Origin of the sequence: Meridianimarinicoccus marinus (assembly GCF_040689105.1) — a bacterium.
GTDB lineage: Bacteria > Pseudomonadota > Alphaproteobacteria > Rhodobacterales > Rhodobacteraceae > Meridianimarinicoccus > Meridianimarinicoccus marinus.
Genome location: NZ_JBFBVU010000002.1, coordinates 101,182 through 128,136, shown reverse-complemented (window position 1 = coordinate 128,136; position 26,955 = coordinate 101,182). Strand labels below are relative to the sequence as shown.

The 26,955-nt window shown below is 67.3% G+C and carries 26 protein-coding genes; 17 read left to right on the top strand and 9 right to left on the bottom strand.

Features of this window, described 5'->3' with window-relative positions:
- The first annotated feature begins 70 nt into the window (after positions 1-70).
- Together AB0T83_RS02650 and AB0T83_RS02645 are read left to right on the top strand one after the other, a co-directional pair.
- Positions 71-1,528 (top strand): efflux RND transporter periplasmic adaptor subunit, encoded by a 1,458-nt coding sequence (locus AB0T83_RS02650; protein ID WP_366191303.1) that lies wholly within the window; start codon positions 71-73, stop codon positions 1,526-1,528.
- 3 nt (positions 1,529-1,531) lie between these two features.
- On the top strand, positions 1,532-4,930 hold the full coding sequence (locus AB0T83_RS02645; protein ID WP_366191301.1) for an efflux RND transporter permease subunit: 3,399 nt from the start codon (positions 1,532-1,534) through the stop codon (positions 4,928-4,930).
- Positions 4,931-4,934: 4 nt separating this feature from the next.
- On the opposite strand, the gene AB0T83_RS02640 is transcribed toward AB0T83_RS02645, so the two are convergent.
- On the bottom strand, positions 4,935-5,744 hold the full coding sequence (locus tag AB0T83_RS02640) for a protein-disulfide reductase DsbD domain-containing protein (RefSeq protein WP_366191299.1): 810 nt from the start codon (positions 5,742-5,744) through the stop codon (positions 4,935-4,937).
- Positions 5,745-5,881: 137 nt separating this feature from the next.
- Between AB0T83_RS02640 and AB0T83_RS02635 the strand changes: the two genes are divergently transcribed.
- Positions 5,882-6,439, top strand: coding sequence for a YqgE/AlgH family protein (locus AB0T83_RS02635; protein ID WP_366191580.1), 558 nt, complete (start codon positions 5,882-5,884; stop codon positions 6,437-6,439).
- Positions 6,440-6,532: 93 nt separating this feature from the next.
- Here AB0T83_RS02635 and AB0T83_RS02630 read toward each other — a convergent pair whose 3' ends face one another.
- Positions 6,533-7,522, bottom strand: a complete 990-nt coding sequence (locus AB0T83_RS02630; protein ID WP_366191297.1) for an L-threonylcarbamoyladenylate synthase — start codon at positions 7,520-7,522, stop codon at positions 6,533-6,535.
- Between the two features lie 77 nt (positions 7,523-7,599).
- Here AB0T83_RS02630 and AB0T83_RS02625 point away from each other — a divergent pair, with 77 nt between their 5' ends.
- From AB0T83_RS02625 to AB0T83_RS02610, 4 genes are all read left to right on the top strand, one after another.
- Positions 7,600-9,312 (top strand): acyl-CoA dehydrogenase, encoded by a 1,713-nt coding sequence (locus AB0T83_RS02625; RefSeq protein WP_366191578.1) that lies wholly within the window; start codon positions 7,600-7,602, stop codon positions 9,310-9,312.
- Positions 9,309-10,352: an MBL fold metallo-hydrolase gene (locus tag AB0T83_RS02620; RefSeq protein WP_435891133.1), complete on the top strand. Its 1,044-nt coding sequence runs from the start codon at positions 9,309-9,311 to the stop codon at positions 10,350-10,352. The genes AB0T83_RS02625 and AB0T83_RS02620 overlap by 4 nt, the downstream gene beginning before the upstream one ends.
- 80 nt (positions 10,353-10,432) lie before the next feature.
- Complete coding sequence (locus AB0T83_RS02615; RefSeq protein WP_366191295.1) at positions 10,433-10,567, top strand: aa3-type cytochrome c oxidase subunit IV; 135 nt, start codon at positions 10,433-10,435, stop codon at positions 10,565-10,567.
- 59 nt (positions 10,568-10,626) lie between these two features.
- On the top strand, positions 10,627-11,202 hold the full coding sequence (locus tag AB0T83_RS02610) for a hypothetical protein (RefSeq protein ID WP_366191294.1): 576 nt from the start codon (positions 10,627-10,629) through the stop codon (positions 11,200-11,202).
- Positions 11,203-11,259: 57 nt separating this feature from the next.
- Here AB0T83_RS02610 and AB0T83_RS02605 read toward each other — a convergent pair whose 3' ends face one another.
- Positions 11,260-11,589: an AzlD domain-containing protein gene (locus AB0T83_RS02605; RefSeq protein ID WP_366191292.1), complete on the bottom strand. Its 330-nt coding sequence runs from the start codon at positions 11,587-11,589 to the stop codon at positions 11,260-11,262.
- The gene (locus AB0T83_RS02600; protein WP_366191290.1) at positions 11,586-12,317 is read right to left on the bottom strand and encodes an AzlC family ABC transporter permease; all 732 of its coding nucleotides are present in this window, start codon (positions 12,315-12,317) and stop codon (positions 11,586-11,588) included. The genes AB0T83_RS02605 and AB0T83_RS02600 overlap by 4 nt, the downstream gene beginning before the upstream one ends.
- 60 nt (positions 12,318-12,377) lie before the next feature.
- Here AB0T83_RS02600 and AB0T83_RS02595 point away from each other — a divergent pair, with 60 nt between their 5' ends.
- From AB0T83_RS02595 to AB0T83_RS02580, 4 genes are read left to right on the top strand one after another with little or no spacing between them, the layout of a single operon-like run.
- Positions 12,378-13,262: a formate dehydrogenase accessory sulfurtransferase FdhD gene (locus AB0T83_RS02595; protein WP_366191289.1), complete on the top strand. Its 885-nt coding sequence runs from the start codon at positions 12,378-12,380 to the stop codon at positions 13,260-13,262.
- Positions 13,259-13,882, top strand: a complete 624-nt coding sequence (gene mobA, locus AB0T83_RS02590) for a molybdenum cofactor guanylyltransferase MobA (RefSeq protein WP_366191288.1) — start codon at positions 13,259-13,261, stop codon at positions 13,880-13,882. Before AB0T83_RS02595 ends, mobA begins: the two co-directional genes overlap by 4 nt.
- Entirely contained in the window at positions 13,879-14,373 is a 495-nt protein-coding gene (gene mobB / locus AB0T83_RS02585; protein ID WP_366191286.1) for a molybdopterin-guanine dinucleotide biosynthesis protein B, read from the top strand. Before mobA ends, mobB begins: the two co-directional genes overlap by 4 nt.
- Complete coding sequence (locus AB0T83_RS02580; RefSeq protein ID WP_366191284.1) at positions 14,370-16,523, top strand: molybdopterin-binding protein; 2,154 nt, start codon at positions 14,370-14,372, stop codon at positions 16,521-16,523. Before mobB ends, AB0T83_RS02580 begins: the two co-directional genes overlap by 4 nt.
- A gap of 54 nt (positions 16,524-16,577) precedes the next feature.
- On the opposite strand, the gene AB0T83_RS02575 is transcribed toward AB0T83_RS02580, so the two are convergent.
- Positions 16,578-17,459 carry a hypothetical protein gene (locus AB0T83_RS02575; RefSeq protein WP_366191282.1) on the bottom strand — a complete coding sequence of 294 codons (882 nt, stop codon included), beginning with the start codon at positions 17,457-17,459 and terminating at the stop codon, positions 16,578-16,580.
- Positions 17,452-17,922 carry a transcription elongation factor GreA gene (gene greA, locus AB0T83_RS02570; protein WP_366191280.1) on the bottom strand — a complete coding sequence of 157 codons (471 nt, stop codon included), beginning with the start codon at positions 17,920-17,922 and terminating at the stop codon, positions 17,452-17,454. The genes AB0T83_RS02575 and greA overlap by 8 nt, the downstream gene beginning before the upstream one ends.
- 271 nt (positions 17,923-18,193) lie before the next feature.
- On the opposite strand from greA, the gene AB0T83_RS02565 reads away from it, so the two are divergent.
- The 3 genes from AB0T83_RS02565 to AB0T83_RS02555 all read left to right on the top strand — a co-directional run bounded on the left by AB0T83_RS02565 (position 18,194) and on the right by AB0T83_RS02555 (position 22,490).
- Positions 18,194-19,846, top strand: coding sequence for an electron transfer flavoprotein-ubiquinone oxidoreductase (locus AB0T83_RS02565; RefSeq protein ID WP_366191278.1), 1,653 nt, complete (start codon positions 18,194-18,196; stop codon positions 19,844-19,846).
- Positions 19,847-19,939: 93 nt separating this feature from the next.
- Entirely contained in the window at positions 19,940-21,631 is a 1,692-nt protein-coding gene (locus tag AB0T83_RS02560) for a tetratricopeptide repeat protein (RefSeq protein ID WP_366191276.1), read from the top strand.
- Positions 21,615-22,490 (top strand): 4-(cytidine 5'-diphospho)-2-C-methyl-D-erythritol kinase, encoded by an 876-nt coding sequence (locus AB0T83_RS02555; protein ID WP_366191575.1) that lies wholly within the window; start codon positions 21,615-21,617, stop codon positions 22,488-22,490. The genes AB0T83_RS02560 and AB0T83_RS02555 overlap by 17 nt, the downstream gene beginning before the upstream one ends.
- Here the strand turns inward: AB0T83_RS02555 and AB0T83_RS02550 are convergent.
- Positions 22,466-23,467 (bottom strand): polyprenyl synthetase family protein, encoded by a 1,002-nt coding sequence (locus AB0T83_RS02550; RefSeq protein WP_366191275.1) that lies wholly within the window; start codon positions 23,465-23,467, stop codon positions 22,466-22,468. The two genes, AB0T83_RS02555 and AB0T83_RS02550, sit on opposite strands and share 25 nt — an antisense overlap.
- A gap of 54 nt (positions 23,468-23,521) precedes the next feature.
- Between AB0T83_RS02550 and AB0T83_RS02545 the strand changes: the two genes are divergently transcribed.
- From AB0T83_RS02545 to AB0T83_RS02535, 3 genes are all read left to right on the top strand, one after another.
- Complete coding sequence (locus tag AB0T83_RS02545) at positions 23,522-23,737, top strand: putative signal transducing protein (RefSeq protein WP_366191273.1); 216 nt, start codon at positions 23,522-23,524, stop codon at positions 23,735-23,737.
- Between the two features lie 4 nt (positions 23,738-23,741).
- Positions 23,742-24,512, top strand: coding sequence for a tRNA1(Val) (adenine(37)-N6)-methyltransferase (locus AB0T83_RS02540; RefSeq protein WP_366191271.1), 771 nt, complete (start codon positions 23,742-23,744; stop codon positions 24,510-24,512).
- Positions 24,513-24,618: 106 nt separating this feature from the next.
- Positions 24,619-24,789, top strand: coding sequence for a YdcH family protein (locus AB0T83_RS02535; protein WP_366191269.1), 171 nt, complete (start codon positions 24,619-24,621; stop codon positions 24,787-24,789).
- Between the two features lie 66 nt (positions 24,790-24,855).
- Here AB0T83_RS02535 and gcvA read toward each other — a convergent pair whose 3' ends face one another.
- Together gcvA and phbB are read right to left on the bottom strand one after the other, a co-directional pair.
- The gene (gcvA, locus tag AB0T83_RS02530) at positions 24,856-25,791 is read right to left on the bottom strand and encodes a transcriptional regulator GcvA (RefSeq protein ID WP_366191267.1); all 936 of its coding nucleotides are present in this window, start codon (positions 25,789-25,791) and stop codon (positions 24,856-24,858) included.
- Positions 25,792-26,085: 294 nt separating this feature from the next.
- Positions 26,086-26,811 (bottom strand): acetoacetyl-CoA reductase, encoded by a 726-nt coding sequence (gene phbB, locus AB0T83_RS02525; protein ID WP_366191265.1) that lies wholly within the window; start codon positions 26,809-26,811, stop codon positions 26,086-26,088.
- Between the last annotated feature and the right edge of the window lie 144 nt (positions 26,812-26,955).

Below are 26,955 nucleotides of genomic sequence, written 5' to 3'. Positions count from 1 at the left end.
CGCGGTCTGCGCGGACTAGATTTGACGGGGGGTCCGGGACGCCGGACCCGAGTAACAAGGACGTCACCTGATGCTGTTCCTGCGGCGCGCCCTGACCGGCGTTTTGCTCTTTGCCCTGACCTTCGGGGCGCTCGGCTGGGCCGGGGCTTCGGTCTATCGGGCCGTGCAGGCGATGCTGGCCGAAGAGGACCGTCAGCGCCCCGCGCGTGAGGTCGTGCTGGCGGTGAACGTGGTGACCGTGGCGCCCGAGCGCGTGGTGCCGGTGATGGATGTGTTCGGCGAGATCCGCTCGCATCGCATTCTGGAAGTGCGTGCCACCAGTACCGGCAAGCTGATCGAGCTTTCGCCCGATTTCCGCGATGGCGGCGAGGTGGCCGAGGGCGATCTGCTGGCCCTGATCGACCCGGCCAAGGCCAAGGCCGACCTGGCGCTGGCCCGCGCCGATCTGGCCGAGGCCGAGGCCGATCTGCGCGATTCCCGCCGCGCGCTGGAGCTGGCACAGGATGAACTGGACGTGGCCATCGAACAGGCCGATCTGCGCGCACAGGCGCTGTCGCGGCAGAATGACCTGTCGGACCGCGGGGTCGGCAGCGTCTCGGCCGTGGAAACCGCCGCGCTGGCCGCGGCGCAGGCACGGCAATCGGTGGTATCGCGGCGGCAGGCCGTGGCCACGGCGGAAACCCGCATCGAACAGGCGGCGGCCAAGCGCGACCGGTCCCGCATCGCCATGGAGGAAGCCCAGCGGCTGCTGGACGAAAAAAGCATCCGCGCCAAGTTCACCGGCACCCTGTCGGATGTCACGGTGGTCGAGGGCGGGCTGGTCTCGGCCAACGAACGCATGGCGCGGCTGGTCGATCCTTCGGCGCTGGAGGTGGCCTTTCGCCTGTCCACCGCCCAATACGCCCGTCTTCTGGATGACAGCGGTAACCTGCGCCGCGCACCGATCGAAGTGCGGATGGATGTGGCCGGCCTGAACCTGCGCGCCGAGGGCGCCATCGAGCGGGTCAGCGCCGAGGTCGGCGAGGGCCAGTCCGGGCGCGAGGTCTTTGCCCGGCTCAGCACCTCCGTGGGCTTCCGCCCCGGCGATATCGTCACCGTGCAGATCCGCGAGGCACCCATCGGCGGCGTCGCCCGTCTGCCCGCCCGCGCCCTTGGCAGCGACGGCGCAGTGCTGGTGGTGGGCGACGACGACCGGCTGCAGGCGCAACCGGTGGAACTGATCCGGCGGCAGGGTGACACGGTGCTGGTCCGCGCCCCCGATCTTGCCGGGGCCGAAGTGGTGGCGCAGCGCATCCCGTCGCTGGGCACCGGCCTGAAGGTCCGCCCGATCCGCCCCGAAGGCACGGAGGCGCCCGCGCCCGAACCCATGGTCACCCTGACGCCCGAACACCGCGCCCGCCTTATCGCGGCGGTGCAGGGCAACAACCGGATGCCGGCCGAGGCGCGCGACCGCGTGCTGTCGATCCTTGCGCAGGACGAGGTGCCCGCAAGCGTCGTCGAACGCATCGAAGAGCGGATGGGGGGCTAGGCCATGCATCTGCCCCATCTGCCCTCAGGTGACGCGATGCGCGGCGGCATCATCGCCTATTTCACCCGCCACGGCACCGCCGCCAACCTGTTGCTGGTGATTCTTGTGGTGCTGGGGCTGGCCGCCGCCCCCCAGATGCGCGCCCAGTTCTTTCCCGACGTGGTGCTGGAAGAAATCAACATCCGCGTCGACTGGGACGGCGCCGGGCCCGAGGACGTGGACCGCGCCATCATCGGCCCGCTGCTGCCGGCGGTGCGCGACGTGGATGGCGCCGTGGAAACCACCGCCAATTCCCGCGAAGGCCGTGCCATCCTGACGATGGAGTTCGAACCGGGTTGGGACATGGCACAGGCGCAGGCGGACGTGGAAACCGCCGTCGCCTCGGTCACCGATCTGCCCGCTGATTCCGATCCGCCCGAGGTCACCCGCCGGGCGTGGCGCGACCGGGTCACGGATGTGGTGATCACCGGCCCCGTCGGGGTCGAGCAACTGGCGCGCTTCGCCGATGACCTGACCCTGCGCCTGTTCGAGGCGGGGGTCACCCGCACCACCCTGCGCGGCGTGGCCGCGCCAGAGATCCTGGTGATCGTCGAAACCCGGGACCTGATCCGGCACGATACCTCGCTGGCCGAGATCGCCGCCGCCATCGGTGCCGAGGCCGCCGCCGAACCCGCCGGTGAGGTCGATGCCGCCAACGCCCGGTTGCGCAGCGGCACCGAGCGGCGGAGCGCCGACGAGATCGCCGCCATCGCCCTGCGGTCCGAACCCGATGGCACGACCCTGACCATCGGCGATATCGCCCGGCTTGAAACCGGCGGCGTGGATCGCGAACAGGCCTATTTCGTGGGCACCAACCCGGCGATTTCGCTGCGGGTAGACCGCTCGGCCCAGGGCGATGCCATCGACCTGCAGAACACCGTCGAGGACGTGGCGCGCGAGATGGAACTGGACTTGCCCGCCGGCGTCCACATCGACCTGATCCGCACCCGGTCCGAAGCCATCACCGGGCGTCTGAACATCCTGCTCACCAACGGGCTGACCGGGCTGGCGCTGGTGGTGGGGCTGCTGTTCCTGTTCCTCAACGCCCGCACCGCGCTGTGGGTGGCCGCCGGCATTCCGGTGGCGATGCTGACGGCGGTGGCGATCATGTATGCAGGCGGCGTGTCGCTGAACATGATCTCGCTGTTCGGGCTGATCATCACGCTGGGCATCGTGGTGGATGATGCCATCGTGGTCGGCGAACACGCCGATTTCCGCGCCCGGCGGCTGGGCGAAAGCCCCGAGGACGCCGCCATCAACGCCGCCCGCCGCATGGCGCTGCCGGTGTTTTCGGCCACCATCACAACGATCATCGCCTTCTGGGCCCTGACCACCATCGGCGGCCGTTTCGGAGAGTTGATCCGCGACATTCCGATCACCGTGGTGGCGGTGCTGGCGGCCTCGCTGGTGGAATGCTTCCTGATCCTGCCGCACCACATGCGCCATGCGCTGATGCACACGGCGCAGGACCATTGGTACGACTGGCCCAGCCGCAAGTTCAACGACGGCTTCCGCTGGCTGCGCGAACATCTGTTCCGCCCGTTGATCGGGCTGGTCATCACCGCCCGCTACCCGGTGATTGCCGGGGTGCTGCTGATCCTGTCCACGCAGGTGGTGCTGTTCCTGGATGGCAAGGTGACCTGGCGGTTCTTCAATGCGCCGGAACAGGGCTCGGTCACCGGCAATTTCGCCATGGCCGAAGGCGCCACCCGCGAAGACACCTTTGCCCAGATGGTCGAGATGCAGCGCGCCGCCGAGGTGGTGGCCGAGCGTCTGGAAGCCGAACATGGCGCCAACCCGCTGGCCTATGTGCTGGCGCAGCTGGGCGGTACCACCGGGCGCGGCATCGCCTCGGCCGAGAACAAGGACAACGATCTGCTGGGATCGCTGGCCATCGACCTGATCGACGCCGATCTGCGCCCCTATTCCGCCTTTGCCTTCGTCGCCGCCCTGCAGGAAGAAACCCGCCGCCTGCCGCAGACCGAGGAAATCAGCTTTCGCGGCTGGCGTTCCGGCCCCGGCGGCGATGCGCTGGACGTGCGGCTCTACGGCACCGATCCGCGTCGCCTGAAGGAAGCCGCCGAAGCGCTGAAGCGCGAAGTGGTGATCTATCCCGAGGTCTCGGCGGTGCAGGACAGCATGTCGTGGGACAAGGACGAGATCATCCTCGACCTGACCCCGCAGGCCCGGGTTCTGGGCTTCACCATCGACGATGTCGGGCGGGTCCTGCGCCAGCGCCTGAACGGGATCGAGGCCGCGCGCTTCCCCGATGGCATCCGCACCGCCACGATCCGGGTCGAGGTCGCCGAGGAAGAACAAACCGCCGATTACCTGCAAAGCCTGCTGCTGCGGGCGCCGTCGGGGCAATACGTGCCGCTGGCCGATCTGGTCACCGTGCGGCAAGAGCCGGGCTTCTCGACCATCACCCGCAAGAACGGGGTGCAGACCATCACCGTCAGCGGCGATATTTCAGACGATGACGCGGCCCGCGCCGAAGAAATCGTCGAAACCCTGCGCGCCGAGATCCTGCCCAGGATCGAGGCCGAGTATCAGGTCAGCTGGCGTCTGTCGGGGCTGGCCGAGCAGGAAAACGAATTCCTCACCGATGCCTCGGTCGGTTTCACCCTGTGCCTGCTGGGGATCTATCTGACGCTGGCGTGGATCTTTGCCAGCTGGGCGCGGCCGCTGGTGATCATGGCGATCATTCCCTTCGGCCTGGTCGGTACGATCTGGGGTCACTACATCTGGGATGTGCCGCTGTCGATGTTCTCGGTCGTCGGGCTGATCGGCATGACCGGCATCATCATCAACGATTCCATCGTGCTGATCACCACCGTGGACGACTACGGCAAGTCGCGCGGGCTGCGTCCGGCCATTATCGATGCGGTCTGCGATCGTCTGCGCCCGGTGCTGCTGACCACGCTGACCACGGTGCTGGGGCTTGCGCCGCTGCTGTATGAACGTTCGGTGCAGGCGCAGTTCCTCAAGCCCACGGTGATCACACTGGTCTACGGGCTGGGCTTCGGCGTGGTGATGGTGCTGTTCGTGGTGCCGGCCCTGCTGGCGGCGGGGCAGGACTTCTCGCAAAGCCTGCGGGCCGGGCGGCGCGCGCTGCGGGCCGGGCGGAGGGGCGGAGTGGCGTCCTGGGCATCGGCGGGTCTGGCCGTGGCTTTGGCGGGCTGGTTTGCCGTGACGCTGGGGGCACAGATCGTGACCGGGACCATGCTGCTGCCGCTGGGACCGCTGCACGAGATCGGCGCCATCGGCATGGCCTTCGCGATCTTCGCTGTGGGCGCCGTCATGGCCACCCTTCTGGTCTATCTGGTGGCCGCGATGCTGCAACTGCGGCGCGGGGCCGCCTGACCCCTCAGGAGGCCTTGCAACCCTTCATCTCCACCGCGCGGGTCTGGCCCAGCACGGTCACCCGCAGCTCCGACCGGCTGAAGGCAAAGGGCCGGGCCTCGGGCGGTACCAGCTCGGCGGTGGCCACAAGAATGTGACCCTCGCGTGAGGTCACGGGCGCCGAAATCCACAAATCCTGCCGCCCGGTTTCAAACACCACCCGTTCCGTCGTGCCCTGCGACGGCACCGCGATTCGCGCCGTCAGTTGCAGGCCATCGGCAATGGGTGTCACCCGGCAGGACACCGTGCGCGGCCCGTCCACCCGGTCAGGCTGCGCGGCCAGCGCGCCGCGAATGGCCTGCGCATGGCCCGGGTCGCCCTGGCCGACCGTGCCGCCGAACACCGCCTCCACCGGCACGCAGACCTCGCGGCAGACGCCGACCGAGGCCAGCCCGTCCAGCCGCATCGGGGCCGCGGCATCGCGCGGGAACAGTTCCACCGGCAGGACGAATTCATTCATGTAGCCAAGGGTTTCAGCCCCCGCTTCCTGGAAAATCTCGGGCCGGGGCCAATAAACCTGAACCGCCCTCAGATTGTCGGACGCGCCCCAGTCGAACTGCGGAGGGATGCCGCTGTCGCCCGGATTGCGCCAATAGGTCTTCCACCCGGCGTCCAGCGTGATCCGCAGCCCCGCCATCACGGTGCCGCGTTCGGTCTGCCAGCCATCCAGAACGGTGATCCCGATCAGATCGCCCATATCCTGGGCCGCGACAGAAGACGCCCCGGCCCACAGGGCAAAGGCAGAGGATGCAATCAGGGCGCGAAATGATGTCATGACAACCGGATTGACATGCCCCGATCCCCGAGAAAAGTCACAATCCGGAGAGTGTGTTACCAAGGTGTCGCGCCCCCTTGAAGAAAGGGCGGTGTTTGCCCCATCCTTAAAGGATGACACAGGGTGACGACACAGCGATGGATCTCAGTGGCAAACTGCTGATCGCCATGCCGGGCATGGCCGACCCGCGCTTCCAGAAAAGCGTCATCTTCCTGTGTGCGCATTCGGACGAAGGCGCCATGGGACTGGTCATCAACCACCCCGCGCGGGAATTGTCCTTCCCCTTGTTGCTGGAACAACTGTCGATCGATCCCGGCGCGGGCCAGGCGCCCATGCCGGTGGTCTATCTCGGCGGGCCGGTGGAACACGCGCGCGGCTTCGTGCTGCATTCGGCGGATTATCACGGCGCGGCGGGCACGCTTCAGGTCGACGCCCGCTTCGGCATGACCGCGACGATGGACATCCTGGAAGACATCGCACGCGGCATTGGCCCGCATGACTGCCTGCTGGCGCTGGGATATTCCGGCTGGGGGCCGGGGCAGATCGAGACCGAATTGCAGGAAAACGCCTGGCTCGTGGGCGAGGCCAACGAACAGATCGTGTTTTCCGCCGACAGCTCCGCCAAATGGACAGCTGCGTTGGCCCTCATGGGCATCGATCCGCTGACCCTGTCCGGCGCCGCCGGGCGCGCCTGAGCCGCCGCGCGGGCGACTGCTTTTTCTTGTCAGAAATACTCATCCAACCCCGCCACAATCCTCACCCGCCAGATCCGGCGTGACCAGCGCAGGTCACACGCGCGGCGCCGCGGCCCGCTTCAGCCGATCGTTGATGGCCGTGCCCAGCCCATGGTCGGGGATCGGCGAGACCGCGATGGTGGTGACCTCGGGGGTGTCCAACCGATGCAGCATGGCAAACAGGTTCGCCGTCGCTTCCACAAGGTCACCCGTGGGAGAGAGGTTCAGCGCGGCATCCGGCACCGGGCCGAAGCCCAGCAGCGTTTCCCCTTTGCGCAGCACTTCCGCATTCAGGCGTAGCCGGGCGTTGGGGGCATAGTGCGACGTCAGTTGTCCGGGGGCCGAGGGCCGGTCGGGCTGATGGTCCGGCAACCGGGCCAGGGGGGCGCCAAGGGCCGCTTCCAGCGCCTCGGCGGGCAGGCCGCCGGGGCGGAGCAGCTTCGGTGGGCCGGTCACGTCCAGAATGGTGCTTTCCACCCCGACCTCGCAGGCGCCGCCGTCCAGCACCGCATCGATGCGCCCCACCAGCCCCTGCATCACATGGGCGGCATGGGTCGGGCTGATCCGGCCCGAGGGGTTGGCCGAGGGCGCGGCCACCGGGATCGCCGCCGCGCGCAGCAATTCCTGCGCAAGCGGCGCGGCCGGCACGCGCACGGCCACAGTCTCCAGCCCGGCGGTGACCAGCCGCGACAGCTCGCTGGCGTCTCGCACCGGCAACACCAGCGTCAGCGGACCGGGCCAGAAGGCGGCAGCCAGGTCTTCCGCAGCGGGGCCGACCTCGGCGATGGTTCGGACCGCGTCCAGATCCGGCAGATGCACGATCAGCGGGTTGAAGGCCGGGCGCGCCTTGGCGGCATAGATCCCGGCCACCGCCGCATCGTCGCGGGCATCCGCACCCAGCCCGTAGACCGTCTCGGTCGGGAAGGCGACCAGCTTGCCCGCGCGCAGCAACGCGGCGGCCACGTTGATCCCCTCGGCATCCGGTGCCAGCATCCGGGTCTTGCGGTCCGGCGGTTGTGACGCCGCGTCTTGATTGTTTGCCATGATCGCTTGATTAGTCTGGTGTCGGGACGGGCACAACAGGCCCGCTTTGTGCCGTTGCGCCGTTTGAGAGGAAGATGATGCCCTATACCGCCCCCGTATCGGAGTTCAAGTTCACGCTGGATCATGTGGTGGATCTGGCTCAGGTCGCGGCCACCGACCGGTTTTCCGAGGCCACGGCGGATGTCTGCGAGGCGATCCTGACCGAGGCCGGACGGCTGTGCGATGACATCATGGCGCCCCTGAACCGGGCCGGGGACCTGACACCTGCGCGGCTGGAAAACGGTGTGGTGCGCACCTCTCCGGGATTTGCCGAAGGCTACAAGGCGATTGCCGAGGGCGGCTGGGTCGGAATCTCGGCCAGCCCCGAGCATGGCGGCATGGGGCTGCCCTTTGCCCTGTCGGTGGCGGTGAACGACATGATGTCGGGGGCCTGCCTGTCGCTGCAATTGTGTCCGCTGCTCAGCCAGGGCCAGATCGAGGCGCTGGAGGCCCATGCCAGCGACGAGCTCAAGGCGCTGTACCTTCCGAAGCTGATCTCGGGCGAATGGACCGGCACCATGAACCTGACCGAGCCGCAGGCCGGGTCGGACGTGGGCGCGCTGAGTTCCAAGGCTGCGGACAATGGCGACGGCACCTATGCGATCACCGGCCAGAAGATCTACATTTCGTGGGGCGATCACGATGTGGCCGGGAACGTCTGCCATCTGGTATTGGCGCGGCTGCCCGACGGCAAGCCCGGCACCAAGGGGCTGAGCCTGTTCCTGGTGCCCAAGTACATCCCCGACGACGCCGGCAACCCCGGCGTGGCCAACAGCCTGAGCGTGGTCAGCCTTGAACACAAGATGGGTCTGCACGGCTCGCCCACCGCTGTGATGCAGTATGACGGGGCCACCGGCTGGCTGGTCGGCGACCCGCATGGCGGCATCGCGGCCATGTTCACCATGATGAACAACGCCCGCCTGAACGTCGGGGCGCAGGGGGTTGGGGCTGCGGAAGGCGCTTATCAGCACGCGCTGGCCTATGCGCTGGAGCGCAAGCAGGGCCGCACCCCGACCGGGCATCCCACCATCGTCGATCATGCGGACGTGCGGCGGATGCTGACGGCGATGAAGGCCGATATCTTTGCCGCGCGCGCCATCGAACTGGCCTGCGCCGTGGCCATCGACATGGAAACCGCCACGGGCTCGGCCGACTGGTCGGCACGCGCCGCCTTCCTGACCCCCATCGCCAAGGCTTTCGGCACGGACGTTGGCATCGCCGTGTCCCGCGAGGGCGTGCAGGTGCATGGCGGCATGGGCGTGATCGAGGAAACCGGCGCCGCGCAGTTCAGCCGCGACGTGCGCGTGACCGCCATCTACGAAGGCACCAACGGCATCCAGGCGATGGATCTGGTCGCGCGCAAGCTGATGGACGGCGGCGAGGCCGCCTATCGTCTGCTGGAAGAGATCGAGACCCAGGCCGAATCCGCCCGCACAACCCTGCCGGATCTGGCCGATGCGGTGTGGAACACCTCGGAAAGCCTGCGCGAAACCACCGAATGGCTGGTCGGCCAGTCCGATGCCAACCAGCGTTTCGCCGGTGCGGTGCCATATCTGCGCGCCTTCGCCCGCGTGCTGGGTGGGCATTACCACCTGAAGGCGGCGCTGGCCGAGGGCGGCAGCGGTGCGCGCTCAGCCCTGGCGCGGGTCTATATGGGACGTCTGCTGCCGGAATACCTGGGCCTGCTGGAAGAGGTGCGGGTCGGGGCCGATGATCTTTACGCTCTGAGCCTGGAAGACCTGGGCGCGTGACCGTGCCGGCGCGTCCGGGGATCGTGACGCCCTTTCCCGAGGCCCCCGGTCCGGGCGAGGTGACAACGGTGGCCAAAGGTGTGCTCTGGGCGCGGCTGCCGCTGCCCATGGCGCTGGATCACGTCAATATCTACCTGTTCGAGGATGCGGACGGCTGGACAGCCATCGACACCGGTATCGGCACCAAGCGGTCGAAAGCGGCCTGGCAGGCGCTGCTGGACGGGCCGCTGGCGGGCAAGCCGGTGGTGCGGGTCATCGTCACCCATCATCACCCCGATCACATGGGGCTGGCAGGTTGGTTCCAGACAGACCACGGGGCCGAGTTGATCTGCACCCGCACCGCCTGGTTGTTCGCGCGGATGCTGACGCTGGATGAACAGCCGCAGGTGGCCCCCGAGACCGAGGCCTTCTGGCGCAGCGCCGGCATGGCGCCTGAGGTGTTGGAACAGCGTCTGGCCGAACGGCCCTTCAACTTTGCCGATGTGGTCGCCCCCCTGCCGCTGGGCTTCACGCGAATCGCCGAAGGGGATGTGATCCGCTTCGGGGGCCGCGACTGGGACGTGCGTATCGGCAACGGCCATGCGCCGGAACAGGCGACGCTCTGGAGCCGCGATGACGACCTGGTGCTGGGCGCCGACCAACTGCTGCCGTCGATCTCGCCCAACATCGGCGTCTATGCGACCGAGCCCGAGGCCGATCCGCTGAGCGACTGGTTCGACAGCTGCCAACGCTTCGCGGACCTTGCCGAGGAGCGTCATTTCGTGTTGCCGGGGCACAAGCTGCCCTTCACCGGCCTGCCGCTGCGGGTGCGCCAGCTTGAGGACAATCACCATGGCGCGCTGGCGCGGCTGCGCGGCCATCTGGCCACGCCGCAGACCGCCGGGGACTGCTTCTTGCCGCTGTTCAAGCGCGAGATCGGCGGCAGCGCCTATGGCCTGGCGCTGGTCGAGGCGGTGGCGCATCTGAACCATCTGATGAAACGCGGCGAGCTGCGGCGCTGGCGGCGGGACGACGGCGCGTGGCTGTGGCAGGCGCTGTGACATTTTGTGCGCGGGATCAGGGGCGTGACACGCCACTCTGGCTGCGCTAAAGCGGTTCGGGCGTAAAAGGGAGATCACCTATGTCTGATTACAAGCACGGCGAGATGGACATCAGCGTCCAGGAAAAGACCTTCGAAGGCTTCACCAAGTCCGTGGCCTACGGGGCTGTGTTCTGCATCTGCGTTCTGATCTTCATGGGTCTGGTCAACGGCTGATCCGGGCCGGGCGCGCCGAGATGCGGTTTTCATCTGTCTTGTGTCGCGCCTTCGTCCTGATGGCGGGATTGGTTGTTCTTGGCGCCTGCGCGCAGCCGACGCCGCAAGCGGGGCCTGTCGAGATCGCGCAGGCCCGCCATGTGTCCAGCGCGCCGCCGTCGCTGACGCTGGTCACCTCGATTCGCAACGCCGATGACAGCGGCGCGCATTCGGCGCTGATCATCAACGGGCCGGAGCGGGTGGTCTTCAATCCCGCCGGAAGCTGGCGGCATCCGCTGGCGCCCGAACGCGGCGATGTCCATTACGGGTTCACCCCCGGCATGGAAAACTGGTTCTTCAACTATCACGCGCGGATCACCTATCGCATCAAGGCCCAGACCCTTGAGGTGCCGCCCGAGGTCGCCGCGCAGGCACTGGCGCTGGCGCAGCAGGTCGGCTCGGTCGGGCCAGCGCGCTGTACCCTGTCGATTGCGGGCCTGCTGCGGCAACTGCCCGGGTTCGAGGATTTCCCGATGACCTGGCGGCCGCGCAAGGCCGAGCGGGCATTCGATGCCTATCCCGGTGTTGTCACGCGGCTGTATGTGGATGACAGTCCCGACGACTGGTCGGATCTGGACCTGGAATTCAACGACTAGGCCTGTTGCTGGGCGAGGGATCGCCTCCGGCGGGAGTATTTTCGCCAAGAAAAAGGGTCAGGGGATTAGCGCCAGAAGCCCGAACAGCGTGACCATGCCCACCAGCACCGACGCGACGACGTTGCGCGTATAGAGCCCGACGGCGAGGGTGATCGCGGCGGCGGCCAGACGGGCCGGATCGGGCGTGCCGTCGGTGGCCTCGGGCCACAGGATCAGCGGCGCCACGAGGCCCGGCAGCACCGCCACCGGGGTATAGCGCAGCAGGCGCAACAGCCAGTCCGGCAGTGGGCGATTGCCCACCAGTCCCAGAAATGAAAAGCGGATCAGGTAGGTGCCGATCCCGAGGCCGGCGATCACCGCCCAGATGGTGGCGTCGGATTGAGTCATGCGCGCCGCTCCATCCAGATTTCGCAGACCGCCCCGGCGGCCATGGCCAGCACGGCGGCCACGATCAGGCCCAGGCTGTAGGGAACCCAGCTGAAGACCAGCGCAGCGCCGGTTGAGGTGAGGGCTGCCACCACATGCGGCAGGGTTTTCAGCGCCGGGGCAATCAGCGCCAGGAAGGTGATGGGCAAGGCGAAGTCCAGCGGCAGCCCTTGCGGGATCGCGGCGCCCAGAACCGCGCCCAGCAGCGTCGCGCCATACCAGGGGATCGAGATCATCGTGAAGGCGCCGAGGATATAGGCGACGCGTTCCTTGACGGTCATCGCGGGCGGACGTTCGTAGCGCGCGATCGAGACCGCGTAGGTCTGGTCGATCAGCCCGTAGCTGATCAGCAGCCGCTGCCACAGCGGCGCCGCGCCGAGGTAGGGCACCAGCGAGGCCGAGTACATCGCCATGCGCAGGTTGACCGCCAGTGCGGTCAGCAGCGCGATCACCGTCGGCGCATCCTCGACCATCAGTTGCACAGCGGTGAACTGGGCCGCGCCGGCGATCACCAGCATGGAAAACGCCATGACCTGGGCCAGGTTCAGCCCGGCCTCGGTGCCGACCACGCCGAAGAGCAGGGCAAAGGGGATGATGACCAGCAGGAACGGGGCACCGGCCACAGCACCCTTGCCGAAATTGCCTGCGATGACACCGCCTTGGGATGAATTCGCGCTGGAACCTGTCACGGCGACTCCTTAACGTCTTGTGAACAAGCCCGAGCTACGCCAGTCAGGCAGGAGAGGCAATTGTCCGAGCGACCCGAAACCCGCGCATTGCTGATTGCTCCCGATCCCAAGGCCCCCGGTCTGACCCGCGCCGTAGCCGGCGTGGATCACACTGGCCAGCCCTGCGACCTGTCGGTGGTCGAAGAACGGCCATTGACTATCTATCTGAACAGCCGCGAGATCGTGACGGCGATGACCATCGGAGATTATCCCGAGTATCTGGGCGTCGGCTTCCTGCGCAACCAGGGGATGCTGCGCGACGATGATGCGATCACCGGCGTCGATTTCGATGCCGAACTGGAGGTCGTGGTGGTGCGCACCGCAGAACAGACCGACCACGAGGACAAGCTGAAGAAGAAGACCCGAACCTCGGGTTGCGCCGTGGGCACCGTCTTTGGTGACATGATGGAGGGGCTGGAGGGGCTGGAATTGCCGCCCGCGCAGGTGCGCACCTCGGACCTTTACGCGCTGGCGCGGCAGATCAACACGTTGCCCAGCCTTTACCTAGAGGCCGGGGCGATCCATGGCTCGGTGCTGTGCAAGGGAGATCAGCCGCTGGTCTATATGGAAGACGTTGGCCGCCACAACGCGGTGGACAAGATCGCGGGCTGGATGGTGACCGAAGGGGCCACGGGCGCGGACAAGGTGCTCTATACCACCGGCCGCCTGACGTCTGAGATGGTGATCAAGACCGCGCTGATGGGCATTCCGGTGCTGGCCTCACGCTCGGGTTTCACCGCCTGGGGGGTGGAGATCGCCCGGCAGGTGGGGCTGACCCTGATCGGCCGGATGCGCGGGCAGCGGTTCGTCTGCCTCAGCGGGGCCGAGCGGCTGGTCTGGGACGCGGATCCGGCGGCGCAGCCGGCCGAGGACCGCCGCCATCGCCGCAAGGGGGCGCCCGCATGAGTTTCGGGGTGCTGAACCTTGGCGGCGTCATCCTGGCGGGCGGTCAGGCGCGGCGCATGGGCGGCGGCGACAAGGGCGCGCTGGTGCTGGGCGGGCGCAGCCTGCTGGACCGGGTGATCGACCGCTTGGGCCCCCAGGTGGGACCGATGATGCTGAACGCGAACGGCGATGCCGCGCGCTTTGCCGAATACGGGTTGCCGGTCCGGGGCGACAGCCTGCCGGGATATCCGGGGCCGCTGGCAGGGGTTCTGGCCGGTCTTGACTGGGCGTCCGAGGCGGGGCTGACCCATATCGTCACCGCCGCCGCCGACACGCCGTTCTTTCCCGCCGACCTTGCCCCGCGTCTGGCGCGCGCGGCCGAACGTGCCGCCACGCCGATTGCGCTGGCCGCGACGCAGGAAGGCGGGCGGATGACCCGGCATCCGACCTTCGGGCTGTGGCCCGTGGCGCTGCGCGCCGATCTGCGGGCCGCGCTTGAGGGCGGTTTGCGCAAGGTGGTGCTGTGGACCGACAAGCATGGCGCGGCCTCGACCGCTTTTCATGACGACGCCTTCTTCAACATCAACACGCCCGAGGATCTGGCCCGCGCCGAGCGGATGGTGCGCGAGGGCGTGCAATGAGGCTGTTCGGCGTCGCGGGCTGGAAGAACGCGGGCAAGACCGGGCTGATGGAGCGGTTGGTGACCGAGATCACCGGGCGGGGCCTCAGCGTTTCGACGGTGAAACACGCCCATCACGCCTTTGACGTGGATCATCCGGGGCGCGACAGCCATCGGCACCGGCAGGCAGGCGCGACCGAGGTTCTTGTGGCCTCGGGCCATCGCTGGGCCTTGATGCATGAATTGCGCAACCGGGCAGAGCCGCCGCTGGAGATGCTGCTGGCCAAGCTGTCCCCCGTCGATCTGGTGCTGGTCGAGGGCTACAAGCGCGAGCGGCATCCCAAGATCGAGGCCTGGCGGCAAGCAGCCGGGCACGCGCTGATCGCGCCCGAGGATCCGACGATCCGGGCTGTGGCGTCGGACGTGGTGCTGCCCGATCTGCCGGTGCCACGATTCGATCTGGACGACACCGGCGCCATTGCGGATTTCATCCTGTCCGAGGTCGGGCTGTGACGCGCTTCGATACGGTTCTGGTGGTCGATTGGTCCGGCGGCAAGGATCGCGGGGCCACGCCCAAGGCCGATGCCATCTGGACCTGCGTTGCCCGCGACGGTGTCGTGGAGCCGCCGGTTTATCACCGCAATCGTCAGGTGGCCGAAGCCGCCCTGCGGGAATTTCTGGAGGCCGAACTGCGCGCCGGTCGCCGGGTTCTGGCCGGCTTCGACTTCGCCTTCGGCTATCCGGCGGGATTCGCCGAGGCGCTGACCGGGCGCGCCGATGCGCTGGGATTGTGGGACTGGGTCGAGGCGCGGATCACCGACGCGCCCGAGGACAACAACCGCTTCGATCTGGCCGGAGAGATCAACGCCCGGTTTCCCGGCGACGGGCCGTTCTGGGGCAATGGTCTGAAGCGCGAGATCGCCGGGCTGCGGCGCGGTACCAAGGGGCTGGACCGCGCCGCCACCGGGTTGGCCGAGCGGCGGCAGGTTGAAACGCAGGTGCCCGGCGCGTTTTCCTGTTGGCAGTTGGCCGGGGCGGGCGCCGTGGGCTCGCAAACCCTGATGGGGCTGCCGGTTCTGGCGCGGCTGCGGCGCGCGCTGGCCGGGCGCGTGGCCGTCTGGCCGTTCGAACCGGTAACCGAGGCGGACGTGGTTCTGGCCGAGGTCTATCCCTCGATACTGTCCAATCAGGTCTCGGCGGCGATGGCAAAGGACCCCGCATCGTTCAAGGACGCGGTGCAGGTCGAGGTGCTGGCGCGGGCCTTGTCCCGATTGGCCGCAAGGGATGGCCTTGGACCGCTGTTCGCCGCCGCGCCGAGCGGGGCGCATGTGGAAGGCTGGGTTCTGGGGGCCGGGGCCGAGGCGCAGTTGCGTCAGGCGGCGCAAGATGATTCGCCCCTGCGCCCGCCGCCGCTGCGCAACGATTGTTTCGCCCTGCCGCAGGGTGTTCTCTGGACGCCGGTGGCCGAGGCGCTGGACGCCCTGCGCGCCCGGATCCGCCCGGTGACCGGCACTGAACGCCTGCCCTTGTCGAATGCCCTTGGCCGGGTGCTGGCCGAACGCGCCATCGCGCGCCGTGCCAACCCGCCGGGAGCAAATTCAGCGGTGGATGGCTATGGCTTTGCCGGCGCCTCGATCGGCGCGGGGCCGCAGGTTCTGCCGCTGGTAAACGGACGCGCCGCCGCCGGGGCACCGTATCGCGGACGCGTGCCCAAGGGTCACGCGATCCGCATTCTGACCGGGGCGCTGCTGCCCGAGGGCGTCGATACGGTGGTGCTGGAGGAAGACTGTTCGCTGGGTGGCGGGCAGGTGGCATTCGAGGGGCCGGTAAAGCCCGGCGCCAATGCGCGCAAGGCCGGCGAGGATGTGCAGGCCGGGGCCGAGATTCTGGCCGCGGGCCGCCGGCTGGGACCGCCCGAACTGGCGCTGCTGGCCGCCACCGGGCTGGCCGAGGTCGCGGTGCACCGGCCCCTGCGGGTGGGTGTGATCTCGACCGGCGACGAACTGGTGGCGCCGGGGCAGGACATGGATCCGGGCAAGACCTTCGATGCCAACCGCCCGATGCTGCTGGGGCTGATCGCCGACTGGGGCCTTGAAGCCGTGGACCTTGGGCAGGTCGCCGACACCCGCGACGCCGTGCGCGCGGCGCTGGATGGCGCAGCGGCGCAGGTGGATGCGGTGCTGACCTCGGGCGGGGCCTCGGCGGGGGATGAGGACCACGTCTCGGCCCTGCTGCGCGCGGAGGGGCATTTGCAGACCTGGCGGGTTGCGATGAAACCGGGGCGGCCATTGGCGCTGGCGCTGTGGCAGGGGGTGCCGGTGGTCGGTCTTCCGGGCAACCCGGTGGCGGCTTTCGTCTGCAGCCTGGTGTTCGCGCGCCCGATGCTGGCGGCGCTGTCCGGTCAGGACTGGCCCGCACCACAGGGATTCACGGTTCCGGCGGCATTCTCCAAGCGCAAGAAAGCGGGGCGGCGGGAATACCTGCGCGCGCGGCTGAATGCGAATGGGCGGGCAGAGGTCTTTGCCTCGGAAGGCTCGGGCCGGGTCTCAGGGCTGAGTTGGGCCTCTGGCCTGGTGGAACTAGACGAAGACGCCCGCGAGATTTCTCCCGGTGATCCGGTGCGCTTTGTGCCCTATGTCAGCTTTGGGGTGCGGGGCGGGTAGGGGAGCCTCCCCCGATGACCCATCTCCCCCAGGACCGGTGCCCGACAGCTGTGCTCAGCGCGGGCCGAACATGTCGGCGGCGGCGCCCAGCAGCAGGAAGGCGCGGGCGCTGCGGGTGGCGGTCAGGGCGGTGATGGCGGGTTCGTCCAGATCCGGCAGGCGGCTGGTGATCAGGTGATCGAAGCGGCGCAGGAAATGGTGCACTGTGTCGCGATAGACCGTGTTGGTGTGCAACTGGCGGCGGCATTTTTCGGCTTCGGGCGTGTCCTGTAGCACGGCCAGCGCGGTGGCGGCATCTTGGCGCGCGCCCTCGGCAAAGGCTTGCCATGTGGCGGCATCGGGCTGGGGCACGTCCAGGTCATCGACATAGATGCCATCCTGCGACAGCAGGGTCAGCATGTCCTGGGCGGCCTGAACCACCTGTCGGGACTGCGGATCCTTCAGGGCGCGGGCGAGGGCGCGAAAACCCTCGGCATCGTCCTGGGTTTCGGGGAAATGCAGGGCGCGGATCAGGTCTGGCAGGGCCAGCGGTTGCACCGGCACCGGGTCCATCGGCAGCGCCGGTTGTGGCTGGGAGCGCGGCATAGCCGACACCGACACCGGCACGGGATCGGGTGTGCGCGGGGGCGGCGCTTTTTCCGGGCGTGCCTGCTGCGGCGCGCGCTGCGCCTTCAGGGTCTCAAGTTCGCCGCGCGCCTGATGCAGGGCGCGGGCCAGGACGGTCGCAAGACAGATCAGCACCAGCGGCAGGACAAGGCCAAGAGCTGTGCCCAGCAACCCGCCGCCCGCGCGCGGCAGCACAAGCAGATAGAGTGCCGCCCAAACCAGGGCCGCGCCTGTACCAATGGCGATGATCGCCGTGGCCCTTGCGCGCCGGGACGTCGAGCCGGGGGCGGAACCCACGGTGGGGCGGCCCGTCCGGTCGCTGTCAGCCATAGACAATGGTCAGGATTTCATAGGCCCGATCCCCGCCAGGGGTGCGCACCTCGACGCTGTCGCCTTCTTCCTTGCCGATCAGGGCGCGGGCCAGCGGTGACTTGATGTTCAGACGGCCCTGTTCGATGTCGGCCTCGGGTTCGCCGACGATCTGATAGGTCTTTTCTTCCTCGGTATCCTCGTCCAGCAGCGTCACGCGGGCGCCGAACTTGATGGCGCCGGACAGTTTCGAGGTGTCGATCACATCGGCGCGGCCAAGGATGGATTCGACCTCCTTGATGCGGCCCTCGATGAAGCTCTGCTTCTCGCGGGCGGCATGATATTCGGCATTTTCCGACAGATCGCCATGTTCGCGCGCTTCGGCAATGGCCTTGATGACCGCCGGGCGTTCCACCGACTTGAGGGTTTTGAGTTCTTTGTCCAGCACGGTGTAACCCGCGCGGGTCAGCGGTATCTTTTCCATGAGTCTCTTTATCCTGCCTGCATCCCGATTTTGTCCGGGACGGACGCGACCAGCCCCAACCTGAACAAATGGCAGACCGGATTGCAAGGGGCGGAATGCGGCGGTGGCAACGGCTTGCCGGGTGCTACCCAAGGTCGCGTGATGGGCCGGGCAAAAGGCGCAACGTCGCAATTGACCCTGCGGGCCGCCACAGCCGATAACCCCGGTAAGCCGAAGTCAGGTGTCCGGGTCCCGACGGGATCGAGACCCCGCGCAGCAGAGGATGAAGCCAATGACCGAGATCGAACGCGAAGAGATGGAGTATGACGTCGTCATCGTAGGCGCCGGACCTGCGGGCCTGTCCGCCGCGATCCGTCTCAAACAGCTCGATCCCGAGCTTCAGGTCGTGGTGCTTGAGAAGGGCTCGGAAGTGGGGGCGCATATCCTGTCGGGCGCGGTTCTGGATCCCTGCGGTCTGAACAAGCTGATCCCCGACTGGAAGGAGAAAGGCGCGCCGATTACCGTGCCGGTCCGCCAGGACAATTTCTATATGCTGGGCGAGGCAGGCAAGGTCCGTGTGCCCAACTTCCCGATGCCGCCGCTGATGAACAATCACGGCAATTACATCGTGTCGATGGCCAATGTCTGCCGCTGGATGGCCGAACAGGCTGAGGCGCTTGAGGTCGAAATCTTCCCCGGCATGGCGTGCTCCGAACTGGTCTATGGCGATGATGGTGAGGTCGCGGGCGTGGTCGCCGGTGAATTCGGCAAGGACGCCGACGGCACCCCCGGTCCGGCCTATGAGCCGGGCATGGTGCTGAAGGGCAAATACGTCTTCCTGTCCGAGGGCGTGCGCGGATCGCTGTCGAAACAGGCCATCGCCAAATACGATCTGGACGCCGATGCCGAGCCGCAGAAATACGGCCTCGGCATGAAGGAAATCTGGGAGATCGACCCGGACAAGCATCGCGAAGGCACCGTTACCCACACCATGGGCTGGCCGCTGGGGTCGAACGCAGGTGGCGGATCTTTCATCTACCACCTTGACAACAATCAGGTTTACGTCGGTTTCGTGGTGCACCTGAACTACAAGAACCCGTATCTGTCGCCCTATATGGAATTCCAGCGGTTCAAGCACCATCCGATGGTGGCCGAGCTGCTGAAGGGCGGCAAGCGCGTGGCCTATGGCGCGCGGGCGATCTCGGAAGGCGGCTGGCAGTCGCTGCCGAAGCTGGCCTTCCCCGGCGGCGCGCTGCTGGGCTGTTCGGCGGGCATGGTCAACGTGCCGCGCATCAAGGGCAACCACAACGCCATGCTGTCGGGCATGGCCGCCGCCGAAGCCGCCCATGCGGCCCTGGCCGAGGACCGGTCGGGTGACACGCTTGACGGATACGATGCCGACGTGCGGTCGGGTCCGATCGCCAAGGACCTGAAAAAGGTGCGCAACGTCAAGCCGCTGTGGTCGAAATACGGTCTGACGACATCGCTGATGGTTGGCGGTCTGGACATGTGGACCAACACACTGGGCTTCTCGGTTCTGGGCACGCTGGGCCACGGCAAGACCGATGCGGACGCCACCGAGCGGTCGATCCGGCACACGCCCATCAACTATCCCAAGCCCGATGGCACGCTCAGCTTCGACCGGCTGACCAATGTCAGCTTCGCGGCGACCAACCACGAGGAAAGCCAGCCCGCGCATCTGAAGCTGACCGATCCGGATCTGGCGGTCTCGGTCGACTGGAACAAGTACGCGGGCCCCTCGACCCGCTATTGCCCGGCCGGCGTTTATGAGTTCGTGCAGGAGGAGGATGCCGCGCAGCCGCGGTTTGTCATCAACTTCCAGAACTGCGTGCACTGCAAGACCTGCGACATCAAGGATCCGGCCCAGAACATCACCTGGACCACGCCGCAGGGCGGCGACGGGCCGAATTACCCGAACATGTGATGGCGGCGCCGGGATGACTGTCCCGGCCCGCATTGCCAATGGGGCGGGCGCGCACTAGCCTTTCGGGATGAAGACGTCTGACGGAGTACCCCCTTGCGCCTGACACGCCCCCTGTTCGCCCTGGCCCTGGCCGTGCAACTGACCGCCTCGGCGGCGGCTGCCGGGTCTTCCGGCGCCTATCTTGCGGCCCGCCATGCGGGCATCAACAACGACTATGTGGCGGCGGCGGAGTATTTCACCCGCGCCCTGTCTCGCGATCCCAACAATCCGGGGTTGATGGACAACGTGGTGACGGTGAACGTCAACGCCGGCTGGGTCGATCGGGCCGTGCCAGTGGCGCAGGTCATGATCGACTCTGAAATGCCCAGCCAGGTGGCCGCCATGGTCGTTCTGGCTGACATGGCCGCGCAGGACGAGTTTTCCCAGATCGTCGAAAGCTTCGAAAGCGGCCAGTCCGTGGGCGCGCTGGTGGACGGGCTGACCGCGGCCTGGGCGATGCTGGGGGCCGGGCAGGTGAGTCTGGCGCTGGAGAAATTCGACGAGGTGGCCAGCCAGCAGGGGCTGAAGTCCTTCGCGCTCTATCACAAGGCGCTGGCGCTGGCCTCGGTCGGGGATTTCGAAGGCGCGGACGAGATCTTCTCGGGCCGCGCCGAGGGGCCGCTGCAGGTCTCGCGCCGGGGCGTTCTGGCCCATGTGCAGGTGCTCAGCCAACTGGATCGCAACGAAGGCGCCATCGACCTGATCGAACAGGCGTTCGGTGCCAATCCCGCGCCGATCTTCGCGCAGCTTCTGGAAGATCTGGCCACCGGACAGCAGGTGCCGTTCACACTGGCCACCGATGCCGGCCAGGGTATTGGCGAGGTGTTCCATTCCATCGCCTCGGCGCTGGTGGGCGAGGCCGCCGATGGGTATACGCTGGTCTATGCCCGGTTGGCGTCGCATCTGAACCCCGGCAACGTGGATGCGCTGTTGCTGATCGCCGCGCTGCTGGAGGATCTGGAGCAATACGACCTGGCCACCCGCGCCTATGACGCGGTTCCGCACGACCATGCGGCCTTCGTCACCGCCGAGATCGGTCGCGCCGACGCGCTGCTGGCCGCTGGCCGTGACGATGCCGCCGTCGAGGTGCTCAAGCAGCTGGCCAAGGCGCACCCCGAGCTGTTGCAGGTGCAGAACAAGCTGGGCGACACCCTGCGCCGGCTTGATCGGTTCGAAGAGGCGCAGCCGGTCTATGATCGCGCGGTTGCGCTGATCAAGACGCCCGATGCCACCAACTGGCCGGTGTTCTTTTCGCGCGGGATCGCGCTGGAACGTATCGGACAATGGGAGGCCGCCGAGGCCGATTTCCGCAGGGCGCTGGAACTGCAGCCCGAGCAGCCGCAGGTGCTGAACTACCTCGGCTACAGCCTTGTCGAGATGCAGAGCAACCTTGACGAGGCGCTCGACATGATCGAACGCGCCGTCGCCGGGCGGCCCAACGATGGCTATATCACCGACTCGCTGGGGTGGGTGCTGTACCGGATGGGCCGCTATGACGAGGCCGTAGGTCATATGGAGCGCGCCGCCGCGCTGATGCCCACGGATCCGATCATCAACGACCATCTGGGCGACGTCTATTGGTCCGTGGGCCGGCAGATCGAGGCGCAGTTCCAGTGGCGCCGGGCGCTGTCCTTCGACCCGGAAGAGGACGAAGCCACCCGCATCCGCCGCAAGCTTGAGGTCGGGCTGGATCAGGTTCTGGAAGACGAGGGAGCCGCCCCTCTTGGCGTTGTCGAAGACGGCTGAGGCCTTTGCGCCGGCCAAGGTCAACCTGACACTGCATGTCACCGGACAGCGGGCCGATGGCTATCACCTGCTGGAGTCGCTGGTGGTCTTCGCGGGCGTGGGCGATCGCCTGCGCGGGCAGTTGGCCCCGGAAACACGTCTGACTGTGACCGGTCCCCGCGCGGCGGGGGTGCCGACCGGCGACAGCAACCTTGTGCTGAAGGCCGCGCGCCTGTTCCGCCCCGAGGTGCCGGTCGCCCTGACCCTTGAAAAACACCTTCCGGCGGCCGCCGGGATCGGCGGCGGCTCGTCCGATGCGGCCGCCTGCCTGCGCCTGCTGGCGCAATTGGGCGGGCGGGCCTTGCCGCCCCAGGCCGCGTTGCTGACGCTGGGGGCCGATGTGCCGGTGTGTCTGGCGGGCGATCCCTTGCGGATGGCAGGGATCGGCGAGGATCTGTCGCCGGTGCCGGAGTTGCCGCCGCTCTGGCTGGTGCTGGTCAATCCCGGTGTCGATGTGCCGACGCCAGCGGTGTTCCGCGCCCTGACCAACAAGACCAACCCGCCGATGCCGGATGTTCCGGCTTTTGCCGATGCGGGCGCGGCCTTGGCCTGGCTCGCGGTGCAGCGCAATGATCTGGAGGCCCCGGCCCGCGCGCAGGCGCCGGTCATAGACACCGTGCTTGCGGCGCTGGCGGTGCAGCCGGGATGCGGATTGGCGCGCATGTCAGGGTCGGGGGCCACCTGTTTCGGTCTGTTTGCCGAGGCAGCCGCAGCCGCCGCCGCCGCCGGGGCGCTGGCCCGCGCGCAGCCGGGCTGGTGGGTCACCGCGGCCCCGGTGCTGGGCCGCGCGCCGGATCAGTTGATCCGCGCCACCACATAGTCCGCAAGGTCTTCCAGCATCTCGCGCAGGGCGGTCTGCGGTACCTGCTCCAGCGCGGCCTTGGCGGTCGCGGCCCAGGCCAGCGCATCGTCGCGCGCCGCGGCCATCGCCCCGTGCTTGTCCAGCAGGGACAGGGCGTGCTCCAGATCGCCGTCGCGCTGGTCGCCCTTCTCGATCACCCGGCGCCAGAAGGCGCGCTCCTCGTCATCGGCCTTGGCCACGGCCTTGATGACCGGCAGGGTCAGCTTGCGCTCGCGGAAGTCGTCGCCGACGTTCTTGCCGATGGTGGCGGTGCTGCCGCCGTAATCAAGCAGGTCGTCGACGATCTGGAAGGCCATTCCCAGCGCATCGCCATAGGTGTGCAGGTCGCGCACGATGGCCTCATCCGCCCCGGCAATCACCCCGCCGACCTCGGTCGCGGCGGAAAACAGCGCCGCGGTCTTGCCGCGAATGACCTGGGTGTAGATCGCTTCGGTGGTGGCCAGATTCTGGGCGGCGGTCAGTTGCAGCACCTCGCCCTCGGCGATGGTGGCCGAGGCGCTGGAGAGGATGTCCAGCACCCGCAGCGAGCCGGTTTCGACCATCAGCTTGAACGACCGCGCGAACAGATAGTCACCGACCAGAACCGAGGACTTGTTGTCCCACAGCAGGTTGGCCGTGGGCCGCCCACGCCGCTGGTCGCTTTCATCCACCACGTCATCGTGCAGCAGGGTCGCGGTATGGATGAACTCCACCGTGGCCGCCAGCAGCAGATGATCCTCGCCCCGGTAGCCACACATCCGCGCGGTGGCCAGGGTCAGCATCGGTCGCAGGCGCTTGCCCCCGGCCTCGACCAGATGGGCTGTGATCTCGGGGATGCGGGGGGCGTGTTCCGACACCATCCGGGCGCGGATCAGGGCGTTGACCCGCTCCATGTCGTCGGCCAGTTCCGCGCTCAGGCGCTCCATCGGTTTCACAGAGGCGGTATCGAGGCTCATCACGGTTCCGTATGCTGTCTCGACAAGCCGGGTGGCCTGTCATAACTGTCTGATATGAAGGAGCTTCTGCGTACCAATGATCCGACGGTGCTGGCCTTCGTCTCGGCACTCCTCCGAGGTGAGGATATAGACTGCTTTCCCATCGACGTCCACATGAGCGTGCTGGAAGGGTCGGTGGGCATCCTGCCGCGCCGAATCATGGTGCGGGCATCCGATCATTTCCGCGCCCGTGCCGTCCTTGTGGACAATGGCATCGATCCCGAAGGGTAAGCCCATGACCGACGATCTGACCCGCGATCTGCTGCTGGGCGGGCGCGTGGTGATCTGGCAGCCCCGAAAGGGTTTCCGCGCCGGGGTGGACGCGGTGCTTCTGGCGGCCGCCGTGCCGGCCCGGCCCGGCCAGTCGGTGCTGGAACTGGGCTGCGGCGTCGGCACCGCCAGCCTGTGCCTTGCGGTGCGGGTGCCGGATCTGGCGGTGTCCGGGGTGGAGATTCAGCCCGCCTATGCCGATCTGGCGCGGCGCAACGCGATCGAGACCGGCGTCGATCTGACCGTTGCCACCGCCAATATCGCCGCCTTGCCGCCCGATCTGCGCAACCGCAGCTTCGACCATGTGTTGGCCAACCCGCCGTATTACCAACGCAGTCAGGGGCCGGCCTCAAAAGATGCGGGGCGCGACATCGCACTGGCGGGCGACACGCCGCTGGCGGCCTGGGTCGAGACCGCGACGCGGCGGCTGAAATCCGGCGGCTGCCTGACGATGATCCAGCAAGCCGACCGTCTGCCCGATCTGCTGGCGGCGCTGGACGGCCGCCTCGGTGCGGTCGAGGTGCTGCCCCTGGCCCCGCGCGAAGGGCGTCCGGCGCATCTTGTCCTGCTGCGGGCGATCAAGGGGCGGCGCACTCGGTTTTCGCTGCGGGCACCGCTGGTGCTGCACGCGGGCCCCCGGCATCTGAGCGACGCCGAGGACTACCGCCCCGAGGTCGCCGAGGTGTTCCGAAATGTCGCAGCTCTGCCCGGGTTTTCTTGCGATTCCAGCGCGTGAATTGCGGGCGAAATTCCTAAATCTATACGAGCGGTGTCTGTTTTTCGTGACAGCCGCCGGATTCTGTGGTCGTCTGATCACGTTCAAACATGAAAGGGAGAATTCGATGTCGATGAATGCGCATCTTCAGGAGCTTCGCAGAAAGCACCAGGTCCTCTCCAGCGAAGTGGAGCGCGCCCAACGAAGTCCCAGCATCGACGACCTTCACGTGGCGGCCCTCAAGAAGCAGAAGCTTCAGATCAAGGAAGAAATCCACCGCCTGTCCGGTCAGGACTAGACAGTCCGTCCCGCCCGGCGGGACATCGGGTTCACGATTGAAAGCATGCCTTTGGGCATGCTTTTTTCATGGGGTGGCGGGATGGATCGTCCGATGCGCCGTCAGGATGTCGATCTGCGCCAGTTCCGATCGCAGCCAGCTCAGAAAGGCCCGGATAGCGGGGCGATCTTCGGTGCCGGGCACGCAGAGGAAGCGGAACCGGGACCGCGTGGCGAAGGTCGCCTTCAGCGGCGCCACAAGGTGTCCGTCGCGCAGGGCCGGCGCGGTCAGGGTGACGCGGCCAAGGATGATGCAGGCCCCGGCAATGGCCGCATTGGACGCGTGGTCGGCATGAGAGAACGACGGGCCGGGCGTCGGGGCGTCGGTGACGCCCACGGCTTTCAGGTAGGCGGCCCAGTTCATCATCGGTTCCAGCACTTGCGTGTCCTCCTGCCGGGCCAGGGGAAAGCGCAGCAGGTCTGACGGCTGCGACACCTGCCGGGCCAGTTGGGGTGCCATCATCGGGGTGAACCAATCCGTTGACAGGTCGGTGCTGTGCAGCCCTGACGGCGCCTCGACCCCGTATCGGATCGCCACATCCACGCCGTCCCGCACCAGGTCGGCCCGGCGCAGCGAGGCCAGCAGCCGCAGCTCGACCTCCGGATGGGCCTGGGCAAAGTCATACATGCGGGGCGCCAGCCAGGTGGAGGTGAAAGCCGGTCCCGCGGTCACTGTCAGCACGTTTTCATCCTGAACCCGCGCGGCGGCGGCCCAGGCGCTGTGCAGGGCGGCAAAGCCATCGGCGACACCGGGTTGCAGGCGCGCGCCGGCCTCGGTCAGCGCAACGGCGCGGGTCAGGCGGTGAAACACCGGCTGCCCAAGGTGGCTTTCCAGCGATTTGATCTGAAAGCTCAGCGCGGCGGGGGTGACGTTCAACTCGTCCGCGGCACGGGCAAAGCTCAGGTGGCGGGCGGCGGCCTCGAAGGCACGCAGGGCGGTCAGGGGCGGAAGTCGGTCGGGCATATGGTTAAATAAAACTAATCTATAGGCGTGAAAAGTCTCGTTTGTAGAGCGTGGTGGAAAAGATCACCTTGGGGTCACATCCAAAGGAGACTGCCATGGCCATGTTCGAAGCCACCCCGACCTGCCAAAGCCGCCTGGCCTACCGCCGCGCACATGCGGCCCGTTCCGATGCCTTCCGCGCGTTGATGGCCGCGCTTTTCGGGCGGTCCACCTGATCCGGCCAGCCGCACCCCCAAGAAAAAACGGGCCGGTACGATTGTACCGGCCCGTTGAACATTGGGATGTGGCAGTCGCTTACGCGAAGAACTGCGCGCCGTTGGCCGAAATCGTCGAGCCATTGATGAAGCCAGCGTCTTCCGAGGCCAGGAACACCACGCAGCGGGCGATTTCTTCCGGCTCGCCCAGACGGCCTGCCGGGATCTGCGGGATGATATGCTCGTTCAGCACCTTCTCGTCGATGGCGAGAACCATCTCGGTGCCGATATAGCCGGGGCAGACTGCGTTGGCGGTGATGCCCGCGCGCGCGCCTTCCTGCGCCAGAGACCGCACGATGCCGATATCACCGGCCTTGGTGGCGGCATAGTTCACCTGACCGGCCTGACCTTTCTGACCGTTGACCGACGAGATCACGATGACGCGGCCGAACTTGCGTTCGCGCATGCCGGGCCAGATCGGGCGCACGGTGTTGAAAACACCGGTCAGGTTGGTGTCGATGACCTTCTGCCACTGCTCGGGCTTCATCTTGTGGAAGAAACCGTCCCAGGTGATGCCGGCGTTGGCGACGACCACGTCGATGGGGCCGAGATCGGCCTCGACCTGGGCGATGCCCGCTTCGCTGGCCTCGTAGTTGCCCACGTCCCACTTGTAGGTCTTGATGCCGGTTTCGGCGGTGAAGGCGGCGGCCTTCTCGTCGTTGCCCGCATAGGTGGCTGCAACCTGATAGCCTGCCTCCAGCAGTGCTTTCGAGATTGCAGCGCCGATGCCGCGCGATCCGCCGGTGACGAGTGCTACTCTTGCCATGGTGTCCCTCCAGTTTGGCTTAAAATCTTGTAACTCTGTTACGGAGTTGATTTGTCATGAGCAACATTGTTGCGCTTGGTAAATTGACGCAACCTGCCGGCTGCGCGGAGTCTCCTGAAAAAAAGGGCGCCTTGCGGGCACCCT

Excerpts from the sequence above, each read along its gene's own strand:
- AB0T83_RS02630 (WP_366191297.1), bottom strand. The coding sequence starts at position 7,522 with ATGGCAAACAATCAAGACGCGGCGTCACAACCGCCGGACCGCAAGACC.
- AB0T83_RS02545 (WP_366191273.1), top strand. The coding sequence starts at position 23,522 with ATGAAGGAGCTTCTGCGTACCAATGATCCGACGGTGCTGGCCTTCGTC.
- AB0T83_RS02635 (WP_366191580.1), top strand. The coding sequence starts at position 5,882 with ATGGATCTCAGTGGCAAACTGCTGATCGCCATGCCGGGCATGGCCGAC.
- mobB (WP_366191286.1), top strand. The coding sequence starts at position 13,879 with ATGAGGCTGTTCGGCGTCGCGGGCTGGAAGAACGCGGGCAAGACCGGG.
- mobA (WP_366191288.1), top strand. The coding sequence starts at position 13,259 with ATGAGTTTCGGGGTGCTGAACCTTGGCGGCGTCATCCTGGCGGGCGGT.
- AB0T83_RS02645 (WP_366191301.1), top strand. The coding sequence starts at position 1,532 with ATGCATCTGCCCCATCTGCCCTCAGGTGACGCGATGCGCGGCGGCATC.
- AB0T83_RS02605 (WP_366191292.1), bottom strand. The coding sequence starts at position 11,589 with ATGACTCAATCCGACGCCACCATCTGGGCGGTGATCGCCGGCCTCGGG.
- greA (WP_366191280.1), bottom strand. The coding sequence starts at position 17,922 with ATGGAAAAGATACCGCTGACCCGCGCGGGTTACACCGTGCTGGACAAA.
- AB0T83_RS02575 (WP_366191282.1), bottom strand. The coding sequence starts at position 17,459 with ATGGCTGACAGCGACCGGACGGGCCGCCCCACCGTGGGTTCCGCCCCC.
- phbB (WP_366191265.1), bottom strand. The coding sequence starts at position 26,811 with ATGGCAAGAGTAGCACTCGTCACCGGCGGATCGCGCGGCATCGGCGCT.
- gcvA (WP_366191267.1), bottom strand. The coding sequence starts at position 25,791 with ATGCCCGACCGACTTCCGCCCCTGACCGCCCTGCGTGCCTTCGAGGCC.
- AB0T83_RS02540 (WP_366191271.1), top strand. The coding sequence starts at position 23,742 with ATGACCGACGATCTGACCCGCGATCTGCTGCTGGGCGGGCGCGTGGTG.
- AB0T83_RS02535 (WP_366191269.1), top strand. The coding sequence starts at position 24,619 with ATGTCGATGAATGCGCATCTTCAGGAGCTTCGCAGAAAGCACCAGGTC.
- AB0T83_RS02640 (WP_366191299.1), bottom strand. The coding sequence starts at position 5,744 with ATGACATCATTTCGCGCCCTGATTGCATCCTCTGCCTTTGCCCTGTGG.
- AB0T83_RS02550 (WP_366191275.1), bottom strand. The coding sequence starts at position 23,467 with ATGAGCCTCGATACCGCCTCTGTGAAACCGATGGAGCGCCTGAGCGCG.
- AB0T83_RS02565 (WP_366191278.1), top strand. The coding sequence starts at position 18,194 with ATGACCGAGATCGAACGCGAAGAGATGGAGTATGACGTCGTCATCGTA.
- AB0T83_RS02625 (WP_366191578.1), top strand. The coding sequence starts at position 7,600 with ATGCCCTATACCGCCCCCGTATCGGAGTTCAAGTTCACGCTGGATCAT.
- AB0T83_RS02615 (WP_366191295.1), top strand. The coding sequence starts at position 10,433 with ATGTCTGATTACAAGCACGGCGAGATGGACATCAGCGTCCAGGAAAAG.
- AB0T83_RS02650 (WP_366191303.1), top strand. The coding sequence starts at position 71 with ATGCTGTTCCTGCGGCGCGCCCTGACCGGCGTTTTGCTCTTTGCCCTG.
- AB0T83_RS02610 (WP_366191294.1), top strand. The coding sequence starts at position 10,627 with ATGGCGGGATTGGTTGTTCTTGGCGCCTGCGCGCAGCCGACGCCGCAA.